At 74.0% G+C, this 20503-nt stretch carries 10 protein-coding genes; all 10 read right to left on the minus strand.

From position 1 onward, the window contains the following. Nucleotides 1-54: 54 nt before the first annotated feature. From ACIQWG_RS12845 to ACIQWG_RS12890, 10 genes are read right to left on the minus strand one after another with little or no spacing between them, the layout of a single operon-like run. Nucleotides 55-4668, minus strand: coding sequence for an amino acid adenylation domain-containing protein (locus tag ACIQWG_RS12845; RefSeq protein WP_404094005.1), 4614 nt, complete (start codon nt 4666-4668; stop codon nt 55-57). Nucleotides 4669-4704: 36 nt separating this feature from the next. After that, nucleotides 4705-6042, minus strand: coding sequence for a cytochrome P450 (locus tag ACIQWG_RS12850; protein ID WP_404094008.1), 1338 nt, complete (start codon nt 6040-6042; stop codon nt 4705-4707). Continuing rightward, entirely contained in the window at nt 6039-6272 is a 234-nt protein-coding gene (locus ACIQWG_RS12855) for an MbtH family protein (RefSeq protein WP_404094011.1), read from the minus strand. Before ACIQWG_RS12855 ends, ACIQWG_RS12850 begins: the two co-directional genes overlap by 4 nt. Before the next feature lie 16 nt (nt 6273-6288). Next, on the minus strand, nt 6289-7065 hold the full coding sequence (locus ACIQWG_RS12860) for a thioesterase II family protein (protein ID WP_404094014.1): 777 nt from the start codon (nt 7063-7065) through the stop codon (nt 6289-6291). Between the two features lie 4 nt (nt 7066-7069). Continuing rightward, nucleotides 7070-8425 carry an MFS transporter gene (locus ACIQWG_RS12865; RefSeq protein WP_404094017.1) on the minus strand — a complete coding sequence of 452 codons (1356 nt, stop codon included), beginning with the start codon at nt 8423-8425 and terminating at the stop codon, nt 7070-7072. A gap of 50 nt (nt 8426-8475) precedes the next feature. Continuing rightward, on the minus strand, nt 8476-9441 hold the full coding sequence (locus ACIQWG_RS12870) for a 3-oxoacyl-ACP synthase (protein WP_404094021.1): 966 nt from the start codon (nt 9439-9441) through the stop codon (nt 8476-8478). Then, a complete protein-coding gene (locus ACIQWG_RS12875) occupies nt 9441-12998 on the minus strand; it encodes a beta-ketoacyl synthase N-terminal-like domain-containing protein (protein WP_404094022.1) in 3558 nt (1185 codons plus the stop codon). The genes ACIQWG_RS12870 and ACIQWG_RS12875 overlap by 1 nt, the downstream gene beginning before the upstream one ends. Next, nucleotides 12995-18163 (minus strand): amino acid adenylation domain-containing protein, encoded by a 5169-nt coding sequence (locus ACIQWG_RS12880; RefSeq protein WP_404094024.1) that lies wholly within the window; start codon nt 18161-18163, stop codon nt 12995-12997. Before ACIQWG_RS12880 ends, ACIQWG_RS12875 begins: the two co-directional genes overlap by 4 nt. Next, on the minus strand, nt 18160-19071 hold the full coding sequence (locus ACIQWG_RS12885; RefSeq protein WP_404094027.1) for a sugar phosphate isomerase/epimerase family protein: 912 nt from the start codon (nt 19069-19071) through the stop codon (nt 18160-18162). The genes ACIQWG_RS12880 and ACIQWG_RS12885 overlap by 4 nt, the downstream gene beginning before the upstream one ends. After that, complete coding sequence (locus tag ACIQWG_RS12890) at nt 19068-20501, minus strand: condensation domain-containing protein (protein ID WP_404094029.1); 1434 nt, start codon at nt 20499-20501, stop codon at nt 19068-19070. The genes ACIQWG_RS12885 and ACIQWG_RS12890 overlap by 4 nt, the downstream gene beginning before the upstream one ends. Nucleotides 20502-20503: the final 2 nt, after the last annotated feature.

Here is a 20503-nt window from a genome sequence, read left to right on the forward strand (position 1 = left end):
CCCGGGTCTTTTCGTTCTCCGATGTGGTGACGTGACGGTCCGAGTCAGGACTGTTCATGGATGCTCCCGGCACAGGTCGGCGAGGTGATCGAGGAAGGAGTCGACGAGGTCGTGCGCGACGGCGGCGGGCAGGACCGAGGTGTGGTACTGGAACATGCCGCGGACCCCGGCCTCGCCGTAGTGCACGATGAGCGCCGCGTCGAACTTGGGCTGCGGCAGCCGGATCACGTACTCCGCGCAGTCCAGGCCGGGCAGGTCCAGCGGGGTCAGCGCGTCCATGCTCAGGTACAGCTGCGGGAACTGGCGCGGCCTCGGCCGCACGTCCTGGAGCAGGCGGTTCGCCACCGCCGAGAACGGGATGTCCTGGTCCGTGACCGCGCCCACGAGGCGTTTGGCGGTCGTCATAAGCTCCGCGGCGTCGGCGGCTTCCGTCTCGGCCGCTCCACTACCGTGCATCAGGACGGTGTTCAGCAGACAGGACACCACGCGCTCCTCGTCCTCGGCGGTGTGCCCGGCGACCACACACCCCATCAGGAACTCGCGCAGGCCCAGCACTTCCCCGACGGCGCGCTGATAGGCGGTGGCCAGCACCGCCGGCTCGGTCACCCGGGCCGCCCGCGCCGCCGCGCGCAGGCCGGGCAGCCGGCCGCGCCGGTCGGAGATGACGACGACCTCGGCCCGCCCGGCGCCGTCGACCCGGGCGCCCAGCGGCACCGGGTCGAGACCGGAGTAACGCTCGGCCAGGGCCGCGGCTCGGTCGTCGACCTCGGGGTCTGCGGCGTGCGCGAGATGGCGGCGGTGCACCTCGGCCAGGCTCACACCCGGCTCCCGTGGTCCGCGGGCCGGATCGGCGAAGTGCGCGGCGACGTCGTCGAGCAGGACGCGCAAGGAGAACCCGTCCATCACCAGGTGGTGCCAGACGAAGAGCAGCAGGTGCCGCTCGCGGCTCACGGTGATCAGCACACAGCGGAACAGCGGTCCGTCGGGCACCCGGACTCCGGCCTCGATCTGCTCCTCGACCAGGGCGGTGAGACGGACCGGGTCCGGCGGACCGTCACAGAGCACGTGCTCGACCCTGATGGTGTGCCGGCCCGGCAACAGCGCCGGGACGCCGCCGTCGAGGGCCAGCGTCGCGCCGGTGCCCGGGTGTTCGGCGAGCGCGCGTTCCACGGCACGGCCGAGGTCGTCGGCGTCCACCGGTCCTCGGATCTCGTAGCCGATGTGCTCCCGGTACAGCGTCGGGTCGCCGGTGATGTGCTGCTGGGTCCAGATCGACCGCTGCATCGGCGTCAGCGGCACGCCGTCCTCGGACCCGGCGGGCAGCACCGCGCCGGACGGATCGGCGACCAGCGCGACCAGGGCGTCGTGGTGGTGACCCCACAAGCGGGTCAGCTCGGCCTGGTCCCAGACGCCGGCGTCGCCGGCCAGGTCCAGCCTCAGCTCGCGGGACGCCGCGTCGGCGATCACCTCGACCAGCAGGGGTTGGCTGGACTTGTCCCACATGCGGGAATCGCCGACCCGCAGGCCGGTGTCGGCGAGCCGGTTGCGGACATGGAAGTGGGCGTAGTTGAGGACGGTGTCGAACAGCGGCCGCCCGGCCATCTGGCGCAGCGCGGGATACGGGTAGCGCCGGTGCGGGAGTATCGCCGTCTCGGCCTCGAAGAGCCTGCGGGCCAGCACCGCCCAGCTCGGCGCGTCCAGGTCCGCGTCCAGCGGCATGACGTTGAGGAACAGGCCCATCAGCCGATCGCTGTCGGCGGTCTCCGGACGGCCGTTGAGCACGATCCCGGTCACCGGCCGCGCGGTGTCACGGTGTCGGCCGAGCGCCGCGAGGTGGGCGGCCAGCACCAGGGACTTCACCGGGAGGCGGAGCTCGGCCGCGACCGCTTCGAGCCGGGGGCGCAGGCCGACGGGCAGATCCGCGCCGACCCGGACCCGCTCGACGCTCCGGAAGTGCGGCTGCGCCGGGGGCGGGGAGTCCGAGCCGATCCGCGCCAGGCGTCCGCGCCAGAACTCGCGGGTGTCCTCCGACTCCATGGCGGCGGCCTGGAGCCGGGCGAACTCGGCATGCCGTCCGCCGTCGGCCCACGCGGGGCGCTCTGGCGGCGGGGCGCCGTCGCGGGCGCGGGCATAGGCGGCGAGCAGGTCGACCAGGAAGACGGACTCGCTCCAGCCGTCGATGATCGCGTGGTGGAAGCCGTGGACGAGCCAGAAGGACGTGTCGTCGACCGCTGCCGCGTACACCCGCATCATGGGTCCGGCCTCGACGTCGAAGGGCCGGCCCGCCTCGGCGGCCAGCTCCTCCAACGCCGCGGTGAGCGTGGCGCCGTCGTGGTCGCGCCAGTCGAGCACGGTCAGCGGCAGCCGCGGTTCGCGTTCGACGAGCTGGCGCGGACCGGCCGGGTCGGCCAGATCCAGGCGGGTGCGCAGCGTCGGATGCGCGGCGGCGACGTGGTGCAGCGCGGTCCGCAGCGCCTCCGGGTCCAGAGCGGTCTCGACGCGGTACGCGGCCACGTCGTGGTAGAGCGACTCGTCCGAGCTGCCGGCGGCCTCGTAGACCAGGCCGAGTTGCAGGAGCGTCGCGGGATAGGCGCGGGCGATGTCGGCGGGTAGGTCGTCGGACGGCTCGATGGCTGTAGCGGCTTCGGCGGCGTCGGGCGTTTCGGCGGCGGGCCTCTCGGCGGCGTCGGCGTGGGCCGATTCGGCGATGCCGGGCGTCTCGGGGGCGCCGGCGGCGAGGCCGTCAGCGGCGATGTTGTCGCGCCGGCCGCCGTCGATGGTCGTGTCATCTGCGGTGCTGTTGGTCGCCGGGCCGCTGTCGCCGGCACCGCCCGAGCCCGGACAGAGATCCCTGACGGTCGGCGTGGCGAACATGTCGGTCAGCGAGATCTCCAGACCGCGGACCTCGGCGTCCGCGATCGCCCGGATCGCCAGGATGGAGTCGCCGCCCAGGCCGAAGAAGTCGTCGTCCAGCCCCACTTCGGGCACGTCCAGGACCTCGGCCCAGATCTCGGCGAGCAGCCGCTGATCCGTCGTCGGACCGGAGGCGGCCGCGCCGGGAGCGGCGGACTGCCCCGGCTCGGTGCCTCCGGCCAGGGCAGTGCGGTCGATCTTCCCCGACGGGCTCAGCGGCAACGCGTCCAGCAACGCGACCTTGGCCGGGATCTGGTGCGCGGGCAGGACGTCTGCCAGCAGCGTCCTGATCCGCTCCGCCGTCAGCCCGGTTCCGGAGCGCGGCACGGCGAACGCCGACAGGCGCTTGGCGCCGTCCGCGTCGGAGACCACCAGGACCGCGGCGTCGGCGACATCGGCCAGAGACAGCAGCGCGTGCTCGGTCTCCCGGGGCTCGACGCGGAAGCCACGGATCTTGACCTGGTCGTCCTGGCGGCCCAGGAACTCGACGGTCCCGTCGGGTGACAGGCGGCCCAGGTCACCGGAGCGGTACATCCGGGCGCCCGGCGGGGCCGGCTCGGGCTCGGGAAGGAAGCTGCGCGCGGTCTGGCCGGGCCGGCCCAGGTAGCCGCGGGACACCCCGTCGCCGGCGATCCAGATGGCACCGACCTCGCCGGGCCCGACCGGCCGCAGCCGGTCGTCCAGCAAGTGCACCCGGACGTTGCGCAGCGGGGTGCCGATCGGGACCGAGCCGCCCTCGGCGGGCGCGCTGCGGACCTGGTGGGTCAGCGCGAACGTGGTCGTCTCGGTGGGGCCGTACCCGTTGACCAGCCTCGGTCCCCCGGTCCGGGCGGCGTACTCCAGGAACCGCGCCCCGCGCGCCGGGGACAGCACATCGCCGCCGACCACCAGCTCGGCCAGGCCGTCGAAGACCTCGGTACGGCCGCGGACCAGCTCGTGGAACAGCGCCGGCGTCAGGAACAGGGTGCTGACGCCGAACTCCTTGATTGTCAGGCCGAGTTCGTCGACGGCCTGATAGCTCGGCGCGGCGACCACGAGCCGGGCCCCGTGCAGCAGCGCACCCCAGATCTCGAACGTCGAGGCGTCGAAGGCCGTGGGCGACATCTGAAGCACGGTCCGGTCCGGGCCGAAGGCGACGTAGTCCTGGTCCAGCACCAGGTTCAGCACGCCCTGGTGGGTGACGACGACACCCTTGGGTCGTCCCGTCGAGCCCGAGGTGTACATGACGTATGCGGCCGACAGCGGACCGGCGGCTCCGCTCGCGAAGGCGCGCGGCGTCGGCGTCGCGTCCCTTGGCGGATGGTCGACCGCGACTGCGACCGTGGCCAGCCCGGCCAGCGCCGGGTCGTGCCGGAGCGCGTCGGAGGTGAGGACCAGCGACGCGCCGCTGTCCGCCAGCAGCAGGCGAACACGCTCGGCCGGGTACTCCGGCGAGACCGGCACATACGTCCCGCCGGCCTTCAGCACCGCCAGCATCGCGACGATCAGGTCGACGGAGCGCGGAAGGTACAGCGCGACCCGGGTCTCCGGCGCCAGGTCGCGGTCGAACGACGCCGCCAGCGCCTCGGCCCGCCGCCGCAGCTCGACGTAGGTGACGATCTCGGTGCGGTCCTGGAGCGCGACTTGGTCGGCGTGCGCGGTGGCGACCGCGTCGAAGCGGGCGGTGATCGTCGTCGGGCGGGCCGTGGCCGTCGTCGGGTGGGCGATGATCGTCGTCGGGCGGGCCGGGATGTCCGGTATATCCGGGGTGTCCATGGGCAACCTTCGCAAGGCTCGTTGGCGGCAGCGCGGTCAGCCGGCTCGGCCGGCGGCGAATCGCAAGGCGTCGACGCTGGGCGTCAGGCGGACCGGCAGTGCGGAATAGCCGGCGACGAAGGCGGAGTACACCGGCGACGGCGGACCGTCGGGCCTGATCTGCTCGACGGCATGGCGCATGCCCTCCAGCACCGCCGTCACCTCGATCCGGGCAAGGTGCGCGCCCAGACAGAAGTGCGGCCCGAACCCGAACGTCAGGTGCCGGTTGGGGCGGCGCGCCGGATCGAAGCGCCCGGGGTCGGCGAACTCGCGCTCGTCACGGTTCGCCGACCGCGGCCAGAGGGTGACGATGTCTCCGGGCCGGATGCGCCGGCCGTGCAGGTCGATCTCGGCGACCGCGGTGCGCGCCAGGTGGACCACCGGCGTGGTCCAGCGCAGCACCTCCTCGACCGTGGACCCGATCTCGAACTCGCCGTCGCGCACCCCTTCCCACAGCGCCGGGTCGGCCGCCAGCGCGGCGACCCCGCCGACGATCGACAGCCGGGTCGTCACGTCGCCGCCGAGGATGAGGCTGTAGCAGTTGAGGACGAGTTCGTCGCGGGTCAGCGGGACGCCGTCCAGCGACCCCTCGGCCAGCACCCGCAGCATGGCGCTCGGGTCGTTCCGGGCCAGCCGCGAGAAGTACAGGAGGATTTCGGCCTGCGCCAGCCGCGACGCGTCCTGCACGGGTGTGGCGAGGTCCGAGCCGAGCGCCGCGGTGGTCCGTTCGCCCACGTAGGCACGGTCCGTCTCCGGGACTCCGAGCAGGTCGCAGATCGCCGCCAGCGGGATCTTCGCGGCGATGTCCGTCGCCACGTCGCAGCGTCCGTCCAGTGCGGCCCGGATCCACAGGTCACGGGCGACGCGACGGATCCGCTCGGCGAGCGACTCCAGCGCGGCCGGCATGAACCCGGACTTCATCAGACCGCGCAGCGCGGTGTGGCGCGGCGGGTCGCTGACCACGAGCATGCGGTCGCCGCCGGGATCGCCACCGTCCAGCAGGGTCTCCAGCATGTTGCCGCGCGCCGAGGACAGCCGGGTGGTGTCCCGGGCCAGGACCGCGACATCGGCGTGCCGGCCGGCCACCCAGAAGCCCCGCCCGCCGGCGGTGGGCGGCTCGTGCCAGACCAGCGGACGGTCCCGTCGCCGCTCGGCGAAGTAGGGGTCGAGCTCGCCGGTGACGTGGGCCAGCGGCCGGGTCAGGTCGAGCCCGGAGCCGGTTCCGGGTTCCGCGGCGGATGCGTCAGCCCCAGCCGGGCCGGACCCGCCGGTCGCGACGCCCTCTGCCGCCGCGGCCGACCCGCCCACCCCGGCCTCCCCGTGTCCAGTGGTCATACCGCCCCCGTGGTTCCTGTCCGCGCGGCCACGATCGCCTCCCGGACGGACCGCGGCCGGATGTCCGGCCAGTGCTCCTCGACCCAGCGCTCGCAGGCGTCGACGCCGCCGGCGAATCCCGCCTCCCGCCAGCCGGCCGGGGCGGGGAAGTCCTCGGGGACGATCGCGTGCTGTTCCTCGTCGTTGACCAGGACCCGCATCCGCTGATCGTCGGTCGGTGTGTCGGTCATCGTTGTGCTCCCGTCGTCAAGTCGGTAGGCCGGCGAGGATCCCGCGCAGACCGACCGGGCCCCGCTGCTGGAGGAAGTGGCCGCCGGGCAGGGAGACGGCCTGGAAGGGGCCGGTGGTCCAGGTGGCCCACGCCGCCGATTCGGCCGCGCTCACCTGCCGGTCGCCGATGCCGTGCACCGCGAGCACCGGGCAGCGGACGCGGTGCGGCTCGGCGTGCGCGATGTGGTCGTCTCCGATCGCGAGGTCCGCTCGCACGATCGGCAGCAGGGCCTCGCGCAGCTCCGGATGCTCGAACACGTCCAGGTCGGCGCCGCCGAGCTCGCGGAGGCGGGCGATCAGGTCATCGTCCGACTGCTCGTGCCACCGGTCCCGTCCGAGCGGGCCGGCGTCCGCACCGTGCGGACCGACGGCGTCGCCCGGCGCCCGTACCGACACCACGACCAGCGCCCGAGGTGTGATCCCGGCCGTCTCCAGGGCCGCGGTGAACGCCTGGGCCACGTGGCCGCCCAGGCTCTGTCCCAGCACCAGCGGCGGTCGTCCGTCGTCGACGGCGAGGAACTCGGCGAACGCGGCGGCGGCCAGGTCGGCCACCGAGGCGGCGAACGGCTCCCGCGAGCGCGATCCCCGGCCCGGGTACTGCATGACCAACGGCCGCCACTCGGGGGCGAGTTCCGCGATCCACTCCCGCATCGAGTGCGCCGCTCCGCCGGCGAACGGGAACAGCAGCGCGCGGGGCTGGTCCGGCGCGGCCACGTCGTCCGGACTCCACCAGTTCGTGGTGATCATCGCCATCGGGTCAGCCCTCCGCCTCGGCGCCGCGCGGCCCGCCCAGGCGCCGCAGCGGCCGCCACGTGACGGCCGCGAGCAGCAGCAGCGCGGCCCCGCTGACCACGAACGGCGTCCAGATCTCGGCCTGACCGGCGACCAGGCCGGCGCAGACCGCGCCGAGCGGGGCGCCGCCGGTGCCGATCAGCCGGTAGACACCGTTGATGCGGCCGATCACCTCGCGGGCGACCGTCGTCTGACGGAACGCGACGGTGAGCGCCTGGTACACCACCGCGGCCAGGTTGAGGGCGAAGAAGCCCGCCACACCGGCCACCGGGTGGTGCACCAGGCCCATGAGCAGGCAGGCCGCGCCGAGCGCGGCCAGCGCCGTGGACACCACCGGGAACGTCCCGAACCGCTCCCGCAGCCGGGACGCGGCCAGCCCGCCGACCAGCCCGCCGAGCGCGGCGACGGCGAGGAAGAAGCCGTACGCGGTCGTGCCCAGGTCCAGGACTTCCAGGACGTAGAGCACCAGGATCGCGCTGACCCCGGCGAAGAAGAAGTTGAGCCACCCGAGCATCAGGGCCAGCAGCATCAGCAGCCGGTCGCGGCGCAGGTAGCGGAATCCGTCCCGGACCATCTCGCCCCAGCCCGGCGGCTTCGGGGCCGGGCCGGTGCCGGTGCCGGCAGCAGGTGTCGCCGCGGAGGTCGCGGGGGCGGCGGACAGCGAGTGCACGGTCAGCAGGACCATGACACCGATGGCGAACGACGCGGCGTCCAGGAGGAACGGCAGCGCCGCGGACACCGCGAACAACAGGCCGCCCAGCGGCTGCCCGACGGTGTCGAGGAAGATCAGTTGCACGGCCTGGAGCCGCCCGTTGGCCGACGTCAGCCGCGCCTCGGGCACCACCTGCGGCAGGTAGGCCTGCGCGGTGATGCCGAACACCGTTTCGCCGACGCCCAGCAGGAAGGCGGCCGCGTACAGCATGGCCAGGTCGTCGGACTTGGTCCAGATCATGAGGGCGACCAGCCCGACGATCACCGCTCGCCCCACGTCCAGCCACACCATCAGGGCGCGGCGCGGCCAGCGGTCGGCGGCCACCCCGGCCAGCGGCGACAGCAGCATCGGCACGGTGCCGGCCACGGTGACCAGCGCGAGCAGCGCGGGATCGGTGGTGTAGGTGACCGCCAACAGCGGTAGCGCGGTGGCCCGCAGCCCGTCGCCGAGCGCTGAGACGCCGGCCGCCGCGATCAGCCGGTTTCCGCCGTCCTTGGCGCGCGCCCGTTTCCGTATGGCACCATGCTCGGCGTCAGCCGGGGTTGCCGCGGCATCGGCGACGTCCGGGGTGTCCGGGGGCGAGCCCGCCGGGTCGTCCACGTCGCTCACCGCGTTCTCCTCTGCGGTCGCGGGACCGTCACCGGGACCATCCGGCCGCATCAGACCTCCCACAGGGTCACGGCCCAGGCCGCGACCTGACTGTTGTTCAGGACCAGCACGAGGTCACCGCGCGCAAGGTCGCCGCCCGCGAGCAGATCGCGCAGGTTGAGCACCACATCCATGGCGCCGAGGTGGCCGTAGCGGCGCAGGTTCTCGCGGCAGACGTCGTCGATGTGCAGGGAGAGCAGGCTTTCGTAGAAGTCGAAGGCGCCCGCTGTGATGTTCTGCATCAGGGTCGCCGCGATCCGCCCGGCGTCCACGCCGGCGTCGACGAGGACCTGGTCGACCAGCCGCTTGAGCCTGTCCCGGCTGTGCAGCGCGAGCTGGAACTGGTACCGGTCGACGTTGTCGCAGACCTCGCGCCACTCGTAGGCAGGGCCGGCCTTGTAGTCCACCCGGAACAGGTCGTGGAACTGCCCGTCCATCTCGGCGCGGTGGGCCCGCAGCACCGGGCGCCCGCCGGGCACCAGCGTCATCGCGCACGCACCGTCGCCGACGACGGTGACCGGGAACCGGACCCGGTCCAGGCCGGTCGGCCGGCTGGCGTGCGCGATCACCACCGACGACCGGGAGGGGTCGGCGCGCAGCAGGTCGGCGCCCAGTGCCCAGGCCGCACTGGACCCGACACAGCCCAGGCCGTCGACCGTGAGGCCGAAGGCGCGGCGCAGTCCCGCGGCGGCCTGGACGGCGGCTACGTCGGATCCCAGCAGCACGTCCGGCGACCGCGGTGCGGCCAGCACCAGCACGTCCGGATCGGCGCCGGTGTCCGCGACCAGCGTCCGGACCGCTCGGGCGGCCAGGACGCGGGCCTCCTCGTCCAGCACGCCGACGGTCCGGATACCCGTGCGTTCCACGAACTCCCGGTGTCCGCTGTCCAGTTGCTCGGCCTCGGCCAGCTCGGCGGGGGTGACGAAGCGGTCCGGCAGCAGAACGCCGATGTCGCCGATACCGATGGGGGTGCCCATCACACGACCTTCCTTCCGAGCGCGGCGCCGACGGGGTGGCGCGGGGAATCTCCGTGCCCGATGACGCCCGCCAGCAGTTCCCGGTACATCCCGCCCTCGGTGCCGGCCAGCCACCGGATGCTGCGGGCCAGCGCCGAGCCGTCCACGGCGGAGCTCAGTCCGCTCCGGGTCAGCCAGCCCCGCCACGCCTCCGCCTCGACCCGGACGACGTCGCCCAGTTCCTCGTCGAAGCCGAGCAACGCGACCGGGGCGAGTACGTCGTCGCCGACGTCCAGTGCCCGCTCGCGGACCAGTTGCTGCCACCGTGCGGGCGGCAGCGGCGCGGTGGGCAGCCCGGCTGCGGACAACGCCGCGAACAGGCCGCGGATGGACAGCGGCTCGTGGTGGACCAGGTGTTGGGCCCGGCCCACGGCGCCGGGCTCGGTCAGCCCGGCCACGATCGCCTTGGCCACCACGTCCACCGGGGCCGAGTACAGCAGCCGGTCGTCGGCAGGGTGCGCTCCCACGGCCAGGCCGGCGACGATCAGCCGCCATGTCATGTCCTTGGGATTGCAGGCGCCGCTACGGGAGTCGCCGAGGATCAGCCCCGGTCGCCAGATCCGGACCCGCATCCCGTCCCGTTCGGCGCGCTCGGCCAGCCGCTCGCTGACCCATTTGCCGGTGCCGTACCCGCCGGCTCCTTCGGCCAGCGGCTGGGCGCGGGTCTCGGCGATCGCCATGCCGGGGCCGGTCGGCGAGCACGCCGCCAGCGAGGAGACGTAGCCGAAGTCCTGGACCCCGTTCTCCCGGGCCCAGCGCAGCAGTTCGGCGGTGGCGATCGAATTCTCCGCGCGCAACGTCCGGTAGGTCTCGGTGAAGACGACGCTCGCCGCGCAGTGCAGGATCTGGCCGACGGCCCGCCCGAGCTCACCGTCGGGCCCGCTGCCCGGCCCGGCCAGCGCCCGCCGGACGTCGGTCAGGTCGCCGGGCACCATCCGGACCCGTTCGGGATCCGGCGCGGGCAGGTCGTAGTCGGCGGCCGCGGCTCGGACCCGCTCCCAGGCGTACGCCTCGTCGCGGGCGCGCACCAGGCAGCGGATGTCGTCGTGGCCCGCGATCTGCGCTTCGTGCAGAAGGAACGCGCCTACGTATCCGGTCGCGCCGGTCAGCAGCAGCGCGCGGCGCGGATCCGGCCGGGTCGGGCGCACCGTGCCCAGCGGCAGGTCGAGGTCCGTGTCGATCAGGGCGCCTTCGGCGTCGGTCGAGCCGTAGGCGGCGGAGCCGAGCCCGCGTGCGCGAAGTACGGAGGCGATACGACGCACCGTCGTCCGGGTTCCGCCGACGCGGTGCAGGTTCACCTGGAAGTTGTCGTGGCGCTGCGCGATCTCCAGCGCCATCCGGGTCGCCGTGAGGGAGGTCCCGCCGAGGGCGGAGAACTCGTCCGTCACGCCGACCGGGGCGAAGCCGAACATCTCCTGCCACAGCCCGACCAGATCGGCTTCGACGTCGTCGGCGGCGGGCACGGCGGATGCCAGGTGCTCGGGGCGGGTTCCGTCGGCCGCGGCCGGGACGCCGCCTTCGACGGAACCGCCGGGCACGGTCGTCCCGCCGGCGGCGAAGACGTGTCGGATGCGGTCGAGCGCCCAGAACCGCCGCCGCTGGAACGGATAGGTGGGGAGCGGCACCCGCCGGGCACCGGCTTCAGCCGACGTCGACCAGTCGACATCGACGCCGTCGAGCCACGCGGCGGTGAGGGCCGCGTCGACGAGGTCGGCGATCTCGTCGTCGTACGCGTCGGTCGCCGACTGGATGACGTGACGGTGCGCGGCGGCCACGCCGGGACCGACGACGATCACGAACTCGCGCTTGGTAGGCGGCAACTGCTCCGCGGCCGCGTCCGCGACGGTCACCGGACAGCCCAGCGCCCCGGCCACGGCGTCGGCGATGAGCGTCGGCCGGGCGCCGTCGCCGGTCCGGACCACCAGGGCCGAGCGTGGCTCGACCAGCGCGGTCCGCGCCGCGGGCGGACGGGGGACGCGGAGCGCGGCGATCAGTCCCGGCCGGTCGCCGCTGACCACGCGGCGGTGCTCGAAGGACCGGCGCCCCACCCGCAGGGTGTGCGCGACCTCCCGGAGCCGGTGCCGGCCGGCCGCCAACTCGTCCGCCAGTTCGCGGGATGCCGCGTCCAGGGCGGCCCGGCTGCGCGCCGAGAGGATCAGCCGAACCGGTGGCTCGACCGTGTCGGCCGCGCCTGACGGATCGGTCCGGACCGCCTCCGGCGCCGGCTCCAGCACCACGGCGACGTTGGTCCCGCCCTGTCCCATCGAGTGGACCAGTACGGCCCTGTCGCCGACGGCGTTCCGCCGGGCCACGGTGTCCAGTACGAACGGGCTCTCGGCCAGCAGGCCCGGATCGCGGGGAGTGCGCAGGTGCGGAAGTGGTGGGATGTCGCCGGTCTGCACGATGCGCAAGGCCTTGATCATGCCGACGATCCCCGCCGCCGAGCCGCAGTGGCCGATGTTCGCCTTCACCGAGCCCAGGCCGCAGAACCCGGAGCGCGCGGTGGTCCGGCCCAACCCGCGGGTCAGGCCGAGGAGTTCCACCTGGTCGCCCAGCGGAGTGCCGGAGCCGTGCGCCTCGACGTAGATCAGGCGGTCGGCCGGGACGTCGGCGGTGTGCAGCGCGGTCGACACCACGTCGGCCACCCCGGCGGGACTGGGCGCGGTGAACCCCGGGCGGTCGGGGCCGTCGTTGTTGACCGCGCTGCCCTTGACGACCGCGAGGACGGGGTCGCCGTCGGCGAGTGCGTCCTCCAGTCGCCGGAGCACCACGACACCCACCGCCGCGCCGGCGACCGTGCCCGTCGAGGCCGCGTCGAAGCTGCGGCACTGTCCGTCGTCCGACATGATCCCGGCCGGGTCGCGCCGGTGGCCGTCGGGCGGGTGCACCGTCGAGGTGCCGCCGGCCAGCGCCAGGTCGCAGTCCCCGGCCAGCAGCGCGTTCACCGCCTGGTGCACAGCGGTCAGCGACGACGAGCAGGCCGTCTGGACCGAGATCGCCGGGCCGCGCAGGCCGAGGCGGTAGGCGACGACCGCGGGCAGGAAGTCGGGGAGGCTGCCGCGCCGGATGTCCCCGTCGGAGAAGGCCGAGAACCCGGACTCCCGCGCCCGTGCCAGGTACTGGGCCATCGCGTAGGTGCTGAAGCTCGCCCCGGCGTAGACGCCGGTGATCAGCCGTTCGCGGCTTCGGCCGGCGTGCCCGGCCGCCTCCAGCGCTTCCCAGCAGGCTTCGAGGAACAGTCGCTGTTGGGGATCGGTGACCTCGGCCTCGGCCGGGGTGATGCCGAAGAAGTCGGCCGCGAACTGGTCGTAGCCGGGCAGCGGCGTACCGAACCGGATGTAGTCCGGCGCGGCGATCATGTCCTCGCTCACTCCGGCCGTGCGGAGTTCCTCGTCGTCGAGTTCGCGGACGCAGACCCGTCCGTCCTGGACGTTCTGCCAGAACTGCGCCGGCGACCAGGCGTCCGGGAACCGGCCCGCGACGCCGGTCACGGCGATGTCGGTCTGTGAAGTCGTCACTCTCGCACCCCGTTGTCTTGACTCGTCCCCGCTCGCGCCCGGCTCCGCCGGGCCGCCAGGCCGTCGCGCCGCCTCGCCGTGGCGGGTCGCCCGCCATCGGCCCGAAGGTCGCCCTCGGCCCGGAGGTCGCCTTCGGCCCGAAGGTCGCCCTCGGCCAGCAGCGCGGCCTGCGTTCGCACGGTCACGTGCGAGAACAAGTCGCCGACGGCCACCTCCCGGGCACCCAGTCCGCGCAACCGCTCCAGCAGCGCGATCAGCAGCAGCGAGTTGCCACCGGCCTCGAAGAACGGCTGGTCGAGCCCGACGTCCGGCCGGTCGAGGAGGGCACACCAGATGGCGCGGATCTGCTGCTCCGGATCGGATTCGCCGATGGCCGGGGCGGCTGTCCTGGGCGAACCAGAGGCCGGATGCTCCACCCCGGGCGCCGCGCCCGGTTCGCCGGTCAGCAGGGACCGCAGAGCCGTCCGGTCCGCCTTGCCGGTCCGGGCCAGTGGGATCGACGGGACGGGCACCAGGAGTTCGGGAACCAGGTGGTTGGGCTGTGTCGAGCGCAGCCGGTCGAGGACGTGGCGACCGGCTGCGGCGCCGGACCCGCCGTTCTCCCCGGGACCCGACTCGCGGGCGACCCGGAGGTCCGCCCCGCCCGCGTCCGGGTCGCCGTCCAGCACGGCGAACGCGACCAACCGGCCGTCGTGGCCGAACACTTCGGCCTGCCGTACCTCGGGCAGGGCCAGCAGCGCGGCGCGGACCTCGCCCGGCTCGACCCGGAAGCCCCGGATCTTGACCTGGTCGTCCACGCGTCCGTGCAGGCGGATGGTGCCATCGGCCGACCGGACCGCCACGTCGCCGGTCCGGTACATGGGCCCGGCGCCGGCGTCGGCGGCCAGGAGGCGGTAGGCGCGCGCCGTCTCGGCGGGACGGCGCAGGTAACCGGCGGTCACCTGGGGGCCGCCGATCCAGAGCATCCCGGCTTCGCCGTCCGGCAGCGGACGCAGGTCCTCGTCCAGGACCAGGACCCTGACACCCGGCAGCGGCCGTCCCACCGGCGGCGTCTCGGGGACGCCCGGGTCCAGGACGTGGGTCACGGCGCCGATCGTGGTCTCGGTCGGGCCGTAGTGATTGATCGTCAGCGTGCCCGGCGGACGCGCCGCGGCCAGCGCCCCGACCAGGGGGGCGGTGATCGGCTCGCCGCCGAGCACCAGCACGTCGGCATCGCGCAGCGCGGCGCCGAACGGCGTGTCGAGCAGCCGCGCCGCGTGTGAGGGCGTGAGCTTGACGACCTCGATCCGGTGCCGGCGGATCAGGTCGGCCAGCAGACGGCCGTCGAGGCACTCGGCGTCATCGGCGATCACCGTGGACCCGCCGGTGGTGATCGGGGCGAGGACCACGGTGCCGGAGAAGTCGGTGTCGGCGGTGCTGGCCAGCAGGTGCCGGGTGCCGATCAGGCGCGGGTAGGTCCCGTGCATGGCCGCGATGTACGACGTCAGGTTTCCGTGGGTGACGACGACGCCCTTGGGGTTGCCCGTGGTGCCCGAGGTGAACAGGACCGCGGCCGGATCGGCGCCGGTGACCGGCGGCGGCGCGGTCGCCGGACCGCTCAGGCCGGTGATGTCGATGGTCGCCAGGTCGTCGACGGCGACGCGATCGCCGTGGTCGACGAGCACCACGCGGGCTCGGACCTCCCGGGCGATGTACGCCAGCCGGGGCGGCGGGACGTCGGCGGAGACCGGCGTGTAGGCGGCCCCGGCGCGCAGCACGCCCAGCCAGCCGGCCACCATCGCGGGGCCGCGGCCGGCCACGACCGGTATCACGTCGCCGGGACCGATGCCGGCCGCCCGCAGCCGCGCGGCAACGCCCCAGGCCCAGGCGTCGAGTTCGGCGCGGGTGAGCTGCGTGGCGCGGTGGATGAGCACCGTGCCGTCCGGGGCGCCGGGCAGCGCGCCGAGCGCCACCGGCAGGGCCGGGCCCATCTCGGGCAGTCCGAGTCCGGCGGTCGGGGCGGTGACCAGGTCGGTCAGCGCACCGCCGAGGTCGGTGGCGATCCGGGCGGCGGTGGCGTCGTCGAACAGCGCGGTCACGTAGCCCAGGGCGAGGTCCAGTCCGGCGCCGGTGGTCCGGGCGTCGACGACGAGTTCGTACTTGGCCCGCGCGAACCCGGTGGGCAGCCAGCGGGTTGTGACATCGGCGCCGAGGTCCATCGGCGGCAGGACGCCATCGGACAGTGAGATCTCGACGGGGGTCAGCGGCGGCCGGCTCAGGTCCCGTTCCGGTTGGAGGCGGGCCACGACGTCGTCGAACGGCACGTCGGCGTACCGGTACGCGGTCAGCGCCGAGGCTCGCACGCGGGCCAGGACGTCGGTCCAGGTCCGTGCGCCCCTCAGATCCGCCCGCAGGACCAGGGTGTTGACGAGCATGCCGATCACCTCGGCCCGGTCCGCGTCCTCCCGGCCGGCCCACGGTGAGGTGAGGAGGAAGTCGCGTTGTCCGGAGCGGCGGGCCAGGGCGACCGCCACCGCCGCCGCCAGCACCATGAACACGCTGACGTCGTGGGCGGCGGCGAACTCGGCGATCCGGGCCGACACCGCGGCGTCCAGCGGTACCGGACAGGAGGCGGCGGCGGTGTCGGCGGTCTGCGGCCGCACCCGGTCGTGCGGCAGCAGCACGTCGGTCGGCGCGCCGCGCAGCGACGCGAGCAGGTCGTCGGTGCGCTCCGGGGTCGTGGTCGACAGCGCCGGCAGCCGGGTCGGGGGCAGCGCCACGTCCGGCGCGCCGGATCGACGGGCCCGGTAGGTCGCGGCGATCTCCCCGAGCAGCAGGCGAAGTGACACCCCGTCCACGGCGATGTGGTGCGCGCACAGCACCAGGAGCTGCCGGGTCCCGTGGGTGATCACCTCGGCCCGCACCGTCGCCTGGTTCCGGAGGTCGAACGGGTCGCCGCACAGGGCGTCGATGTGGGCGGCGAGCGCCGCGTCGTCCAGGTCTGTGGCATCGAGGCGGCCGACCTCGGGCGGGGGCCCCAGCCGGCCTTCGACGCCGCGGCCGTCGGCGGCGAGACGGAAGCGGGCGCGCAGCATGGGATGCCGTTCCAGCACCCGCCCCACCACCGCGCACACCGTCTCCGGGTCCACCGGTCCGGTCAGCTCCAGCACAGCGGGAATCAGGTAGGCGGTCCGATAGGAGGGAACCTGGTTGAGGATCCAGAGCCGCCGCTGGGCGCTGTCGGCCCGGAAGGTGTCGTCGGCTCCGTCGGGGTGTCCGGCGTGCGACGCGGCAGAGAGGGGCGAGGCGGTTCCCGATGCGGCGGCCTCCGGTGCCGGGGAGGCCGCGGCGGCCAGTGCCTTGGCTAATCCGCCGACCGTCGGATCGGCGAGGAAGTCCCGCAGTGCCAGGGTGGGGCGGTCCGGGGTCTGGGCCTCGGTGATCATCCGTGCGGCGACCATCGAGGTGCCGCCGAGGGCGAAGAAGTCGGCGTCCGCCGCGAAGTCGGCGGTCTCCTCGTCCCGGCCCAGGGCTCGGGCGAAGAGGCGCACGGACAGGTCGTGGTCGGCGGAACGGTTCGCCGGGTGTGGACCGTTCTCGTCCGCCGCGGCTGCCGGCTCCCGCCATGGGGCCGAGCGCAGCGCGGCGACGTCGAGCTTGCCGTGCGCGGAGCGCGGCATGGCCGCGACTACTCGGACCGACGTGGGGACGACGGCCGCGGGCAGCCATCGGCGCAGGGCGGTGCGGACCTGCCCGGCGGTCGGCTCGGCGGACTCGTCGACTTCGACGTAGCCGACGAGCCGGTCGCGGTCGCCGTCGCGGTCGGCGAGCACCGCCGCGCTTCGCACGCCCGGCACCGCCTCCAGGAGCGCCTGGACCTCGCCCAGTTCGACGCGGTTCCCGTTCACCTTGACCTGCCGGTCGGCCCGGCCGCGGTATTCGAGGCCGCCGTCCGGCCGCAGGACCGCCAGGTCGCCGGTGGCGAACATGCGGGCGCCGGGGATCTCGGACCACGGATCGGGCAGAAAGCGCCGCGCGGTCAAGGAGGGGCTGCCGAAGTATCCGGCGGCGACCCCGACGCCGGCGATGTGGAGTTCGCCGACCGCTCCGTCCGGCACCGGTTCCAGATTCGGGCCGAGCAGGTGGACCCGGGTGTTCGGGACGGGCGTACCGATGCCGGGTAGCTCCGGGTCGGTGTCCGGGTCGGCGGTGTGCGTCGTGGTGATGGCCGGGGCCTCGGTGACGCCCCAGACGTTGGTCACCCGACAGCCGAGCTTGGCGCGGGCCTCACGGACCCGGGCGCCGGTGAGCACCTCGCCGCCCATGATGACGTGCCGTACCCGGCCGGAGCCGGGGGCGACGTCGGCCAGCGCGGCGTGCACGGCGCTGGGAGTCCCGAACAGCGCGCTCAGGCCGGGCTCGGCGGTCAGCAGCGGAGCCAGCAGTGCCGGGTCGCGGCGCTGCGCGTCGGTGGCCAGAATCAGGTCCGCGCCGGACACCAGCGCCGCGCCGATGTCGGCGTTGCCGGCGTCGAAGGACACGGAGGCGGACGACAGGATGCGGTCGCCGCGCTCGAACGGGAACAGCCAGCACCAGCGCAGCGCGGCCTGGAGCAGGGTCGCGTGATCGATGACCACACCCTTGGGCCGGCCGGTGCTGCCGGAGGTGTAGAGGACGCACGCCGGGTCGCTCTCGGCCGGCGCCGCGACGGCGTCCGATGGTCCGGCCGATCCGGTGTCCGCGGCGGGCGCCGGGCCGACGGACGCAACCGGCATGGGCAGGTCATCGATGCTGAGCACGGTCACGCTGGAGTCGAATGCCCCCTTCGGGGCGCCCGGAGACGCGTCGACCAGCGCCACTCGCGCCTTGCTGTCGGCGGCGAGGTAGGCGACGCGCTCGTCCGGCAGGTCGATGTCGATCGGCAGGTAGGCGGCCCCGGCACGGAGCACGCCGAGCCAGCCGGCGACCATGGCGGCGCCCCTGCCGGACGCGACTGGCACGATGTCGCCGCGGCCGACGCCGACGCCGCGCAGGGCGTCGGCGACCTCCCCGGCCCAGGCGTCGATCCGGCTGTAGGGCGTGAACCGGCCGCCGCAGGTGACGCCCGCGGTCGCCGGGGCGGTCGCCAACTGCGCGACGACCAGGTCGAGCAGTTCGGTGCGGGAGTCCGGTGCGCCGGGTGTCACAGACCCGTCCCGCCGCCGGCCGGATCCAGCGTGGCTCCGAACAGCCGACGGGTGGCGCCCACCGACGCGGCCACCTTCTCGTAGGCGTTCTCCGGGTCGGCGAACGGGCCGACCACCACCGCGACCAGTGCGTCGTCGGACTGCCGGGCGTTGCTCACCTCGGCGGCAAAGGCCGCCATGTCGCTCACCCCGGTGCCGGGCGGCAGGTGTTCGTGCCAGCGGCCGTTGGAGTCGGAGAAGTTGACGGTGTCCAGTCGGCCCTTCAGGATCCTGATACCGCTCGGGTGGATCGCGCGGACCACGAGGTGGGAGGTGTCGACGTTCGCCGACAGTACCGGCGAGGCCACGTCGTCCAGCATCTGCAACAGGGTGTACGTGTCGTTGATGTAGGCGTTCTCCAGCGCCTCCGGCTCGAGGCTCACCATGATCGAGTGCTGCTCCGCGTAGTCGCACAGGCGGCGCAGGTTCTCGACGGCCAGCTGCCACTGCAACTCGTTCGACCAGTTGCCCTTCCAGACCCATTCGCCCAGCAGGACCTTCACCCGGCGCGCGCCGACGCCCCGCGCGAAGTCCACCTGGGCCTTGGCCCATTCCAGGTTGAAGTCGCGGACCGCGTCGCGGGGGTCGGCCAGCCCGAAGGCGGGACAGGCGACCAGGTTGATCGGGATGCCCGCCTTGTAGGCGTCGTCGCGCAGTTCGTGGATCCTCTCCTCGGGGAGTCCGTACGCCTCCACGACCACGCTGAGCCACTCCGCGCCGGCCTCGGCCGCCGCGCGCCACGCGTCGAGGCCGGTGTACGGCGAGCCCAGGTACGCCTGGTCGACGACCAGGCCGACGCTGGCCTTCCAGGGCTCGGCGATCGCCTCGGGGGTCGTCTCGGCACTCTGGTCGACGGTCTGCTCGGTCATCCGCGTCCTTTCTTCCCCGTGGCCGCCAGGCGGCTACGGACCATGGTCACGAGATCCAACTGCGGCCCGATCAACGTGCCCTGTGCTCCGCCGCCGGGGCGGGGTGCGAGCGGCAGCCGGGACACCGGGACATCCGGGTCGGCCAGGGCGGCGGACAGCACAGTGGTGAAGTCGTCGTGCAGCGCCGCGACCGTCTGCCGCGGATAGACGGCCGGGTCGAACTCGATCACCCCGGTCGGCCGGTCGCTGCCCGTGGCGACCAGCACGGTGAGGTCGAACGCCGCCTTACCCGGCGGGGGGACGGGCAACTCGCGCCATGCGCCCGCGGGTTCGGCCGGCCCGGTCGGCAGCACGCTGAACGCGAGCTGCGTCAGCGGCCGGCCGGCACGGCTCACCGAAAGACCCTGGACCAGGCGGTCGAACGGTGTCGCCTGGCATCGCATGCCCTTGGTGAACTCCTGGCGGACCACGGCGCAGAGCTCTGCGAAACTCGCGGACGCCCGGACCCGGCAGCGCAGCGGCACCGTGTTCAGGAAGTAGCCGACGGTCCGGTCGAGTTCGGCGCCGGTGCGCTGGGTCAGTGTGGTGCCGATCAGGAACCGCTCCTGTCCGGACCAGCGGCGCACGGTCTCCTGGAAGGCCGCGAGCGCCAGAAGGAACGGCGTCACCCGCAGCTCCCGGGCCCGTCGCGGCAGCAGTTCGCCGACGCTGTCCGGGAAGTTGAGGTCGAGCAGCCCGCGCTCGCTGTCCGGTCCGCTCCGCGCGGCGTCGCCGGGCGGGGGCGCGCCGAGCCGCAGCCGGCTCGGGTAGCCGCGCAGGTCCGCGATCCGCTCCGACTCCGTCCGGCGTGCCTGATCGGTGTCGAGCGCTTCCCTCTCCCAGGCCGCGAAGTCCGCGAACTGGAGCGGGACTTCGGGAAGCCGGACGTCGGTCCCGGCCTCGACGGCGTCGTAGGCCGTGGCCAGGTCCTCGACCAGAACCGCGACGGACCACTGGTCGATGGCGATGTGGTGGACACAGAGCAGTACCGCGTCACCGGAGGCCGGTCCCTGCCACACGACGCAGCGGATCGGCGGCGCGTCCTCCAGATCGAAGGGGGCGGCGGACCGGGCGCGGGCGTCGCGCAGCACGAAGCTCTCCGCGTCAGGGCGGTCCCGCACATCGACCACCTCGACGTCGATGGGGCCGGGATCCCCGATCCGCTGTACCGGCCCGCCGTCCCGCACGGGGAAGGTGGTGCGGAGCATCTCGTGACGCGCCGCGACCGCGGTCAGGGCGGCACGGAGGATGCCGACGTCGATACCCTGCGGTCGCTGTATCAGCGTGGGTATGTGATAGGTCGTCGCCTCCGGATCGGCGGCCCGAAGGAACCACAGCGACTCCTGGGCCGACGACAGCGGCGCCGTGCCGGCCGCGCGACGCGTCGGCACCG

The organism is Streptomyces sp. NPDC098781, from assembly GCF_044759995.1.
In the GTDB taxonomy this organism is placed as follows: domain Bacteria; phylum Actinomycetota; class Actinomycetes; order Streptomycetales; family Streptomycetaceae; genus Streptomyces.

Excerpts from the sequence above, each read along its gene's own strand:
- ACIQWG_RS12855 (WP_404094011.1), bottom strand. The coding sequence starts at position 6,272 with ATGACCGACACACCGACCGACGATCAGCGGATGCGGGTCCTGGTCAAC.
- ACIQWG_RS12850 (WP_404094008.1), bottom strand. The coding sequence starts at position 6,042 with ATGACCACTGGACACGGGGAGGCCGGGGTGGGCGGGTCGGCCGCGGCG.
- ACIQWG_RS12860 (WP_404094014.1), bottom strand. The coding sequence starts at position 7,065 with ATGGCGATGATCACCACGAACTGGTGGAGTCCGGACGACGTGGCCGCG.
- ACIQWG_RS12885 (WP_404094027.1), bottom strand. The coding sequence starts at position 19,071 with ATGACCGAGCAGACCGTCGACCAGAGTGCCGAGACGACCCCCGAGGCG.
- ACIQWG_RS12845 (WP_404094005.1), bottom strand. The coding sequence starts at position 4,668 with ATGGACACCCCGGATATACCGGACATCCCGGCCCGCCCGACGACGATC.
- ACIQWG_RS12870 (WP_404094021.1), bottom strand. The coding sequence starts at position 9,441 with ATGGGCACCCCCATCGGTATCGGCGACATCGGCGTTCTGCTGCCGGAC.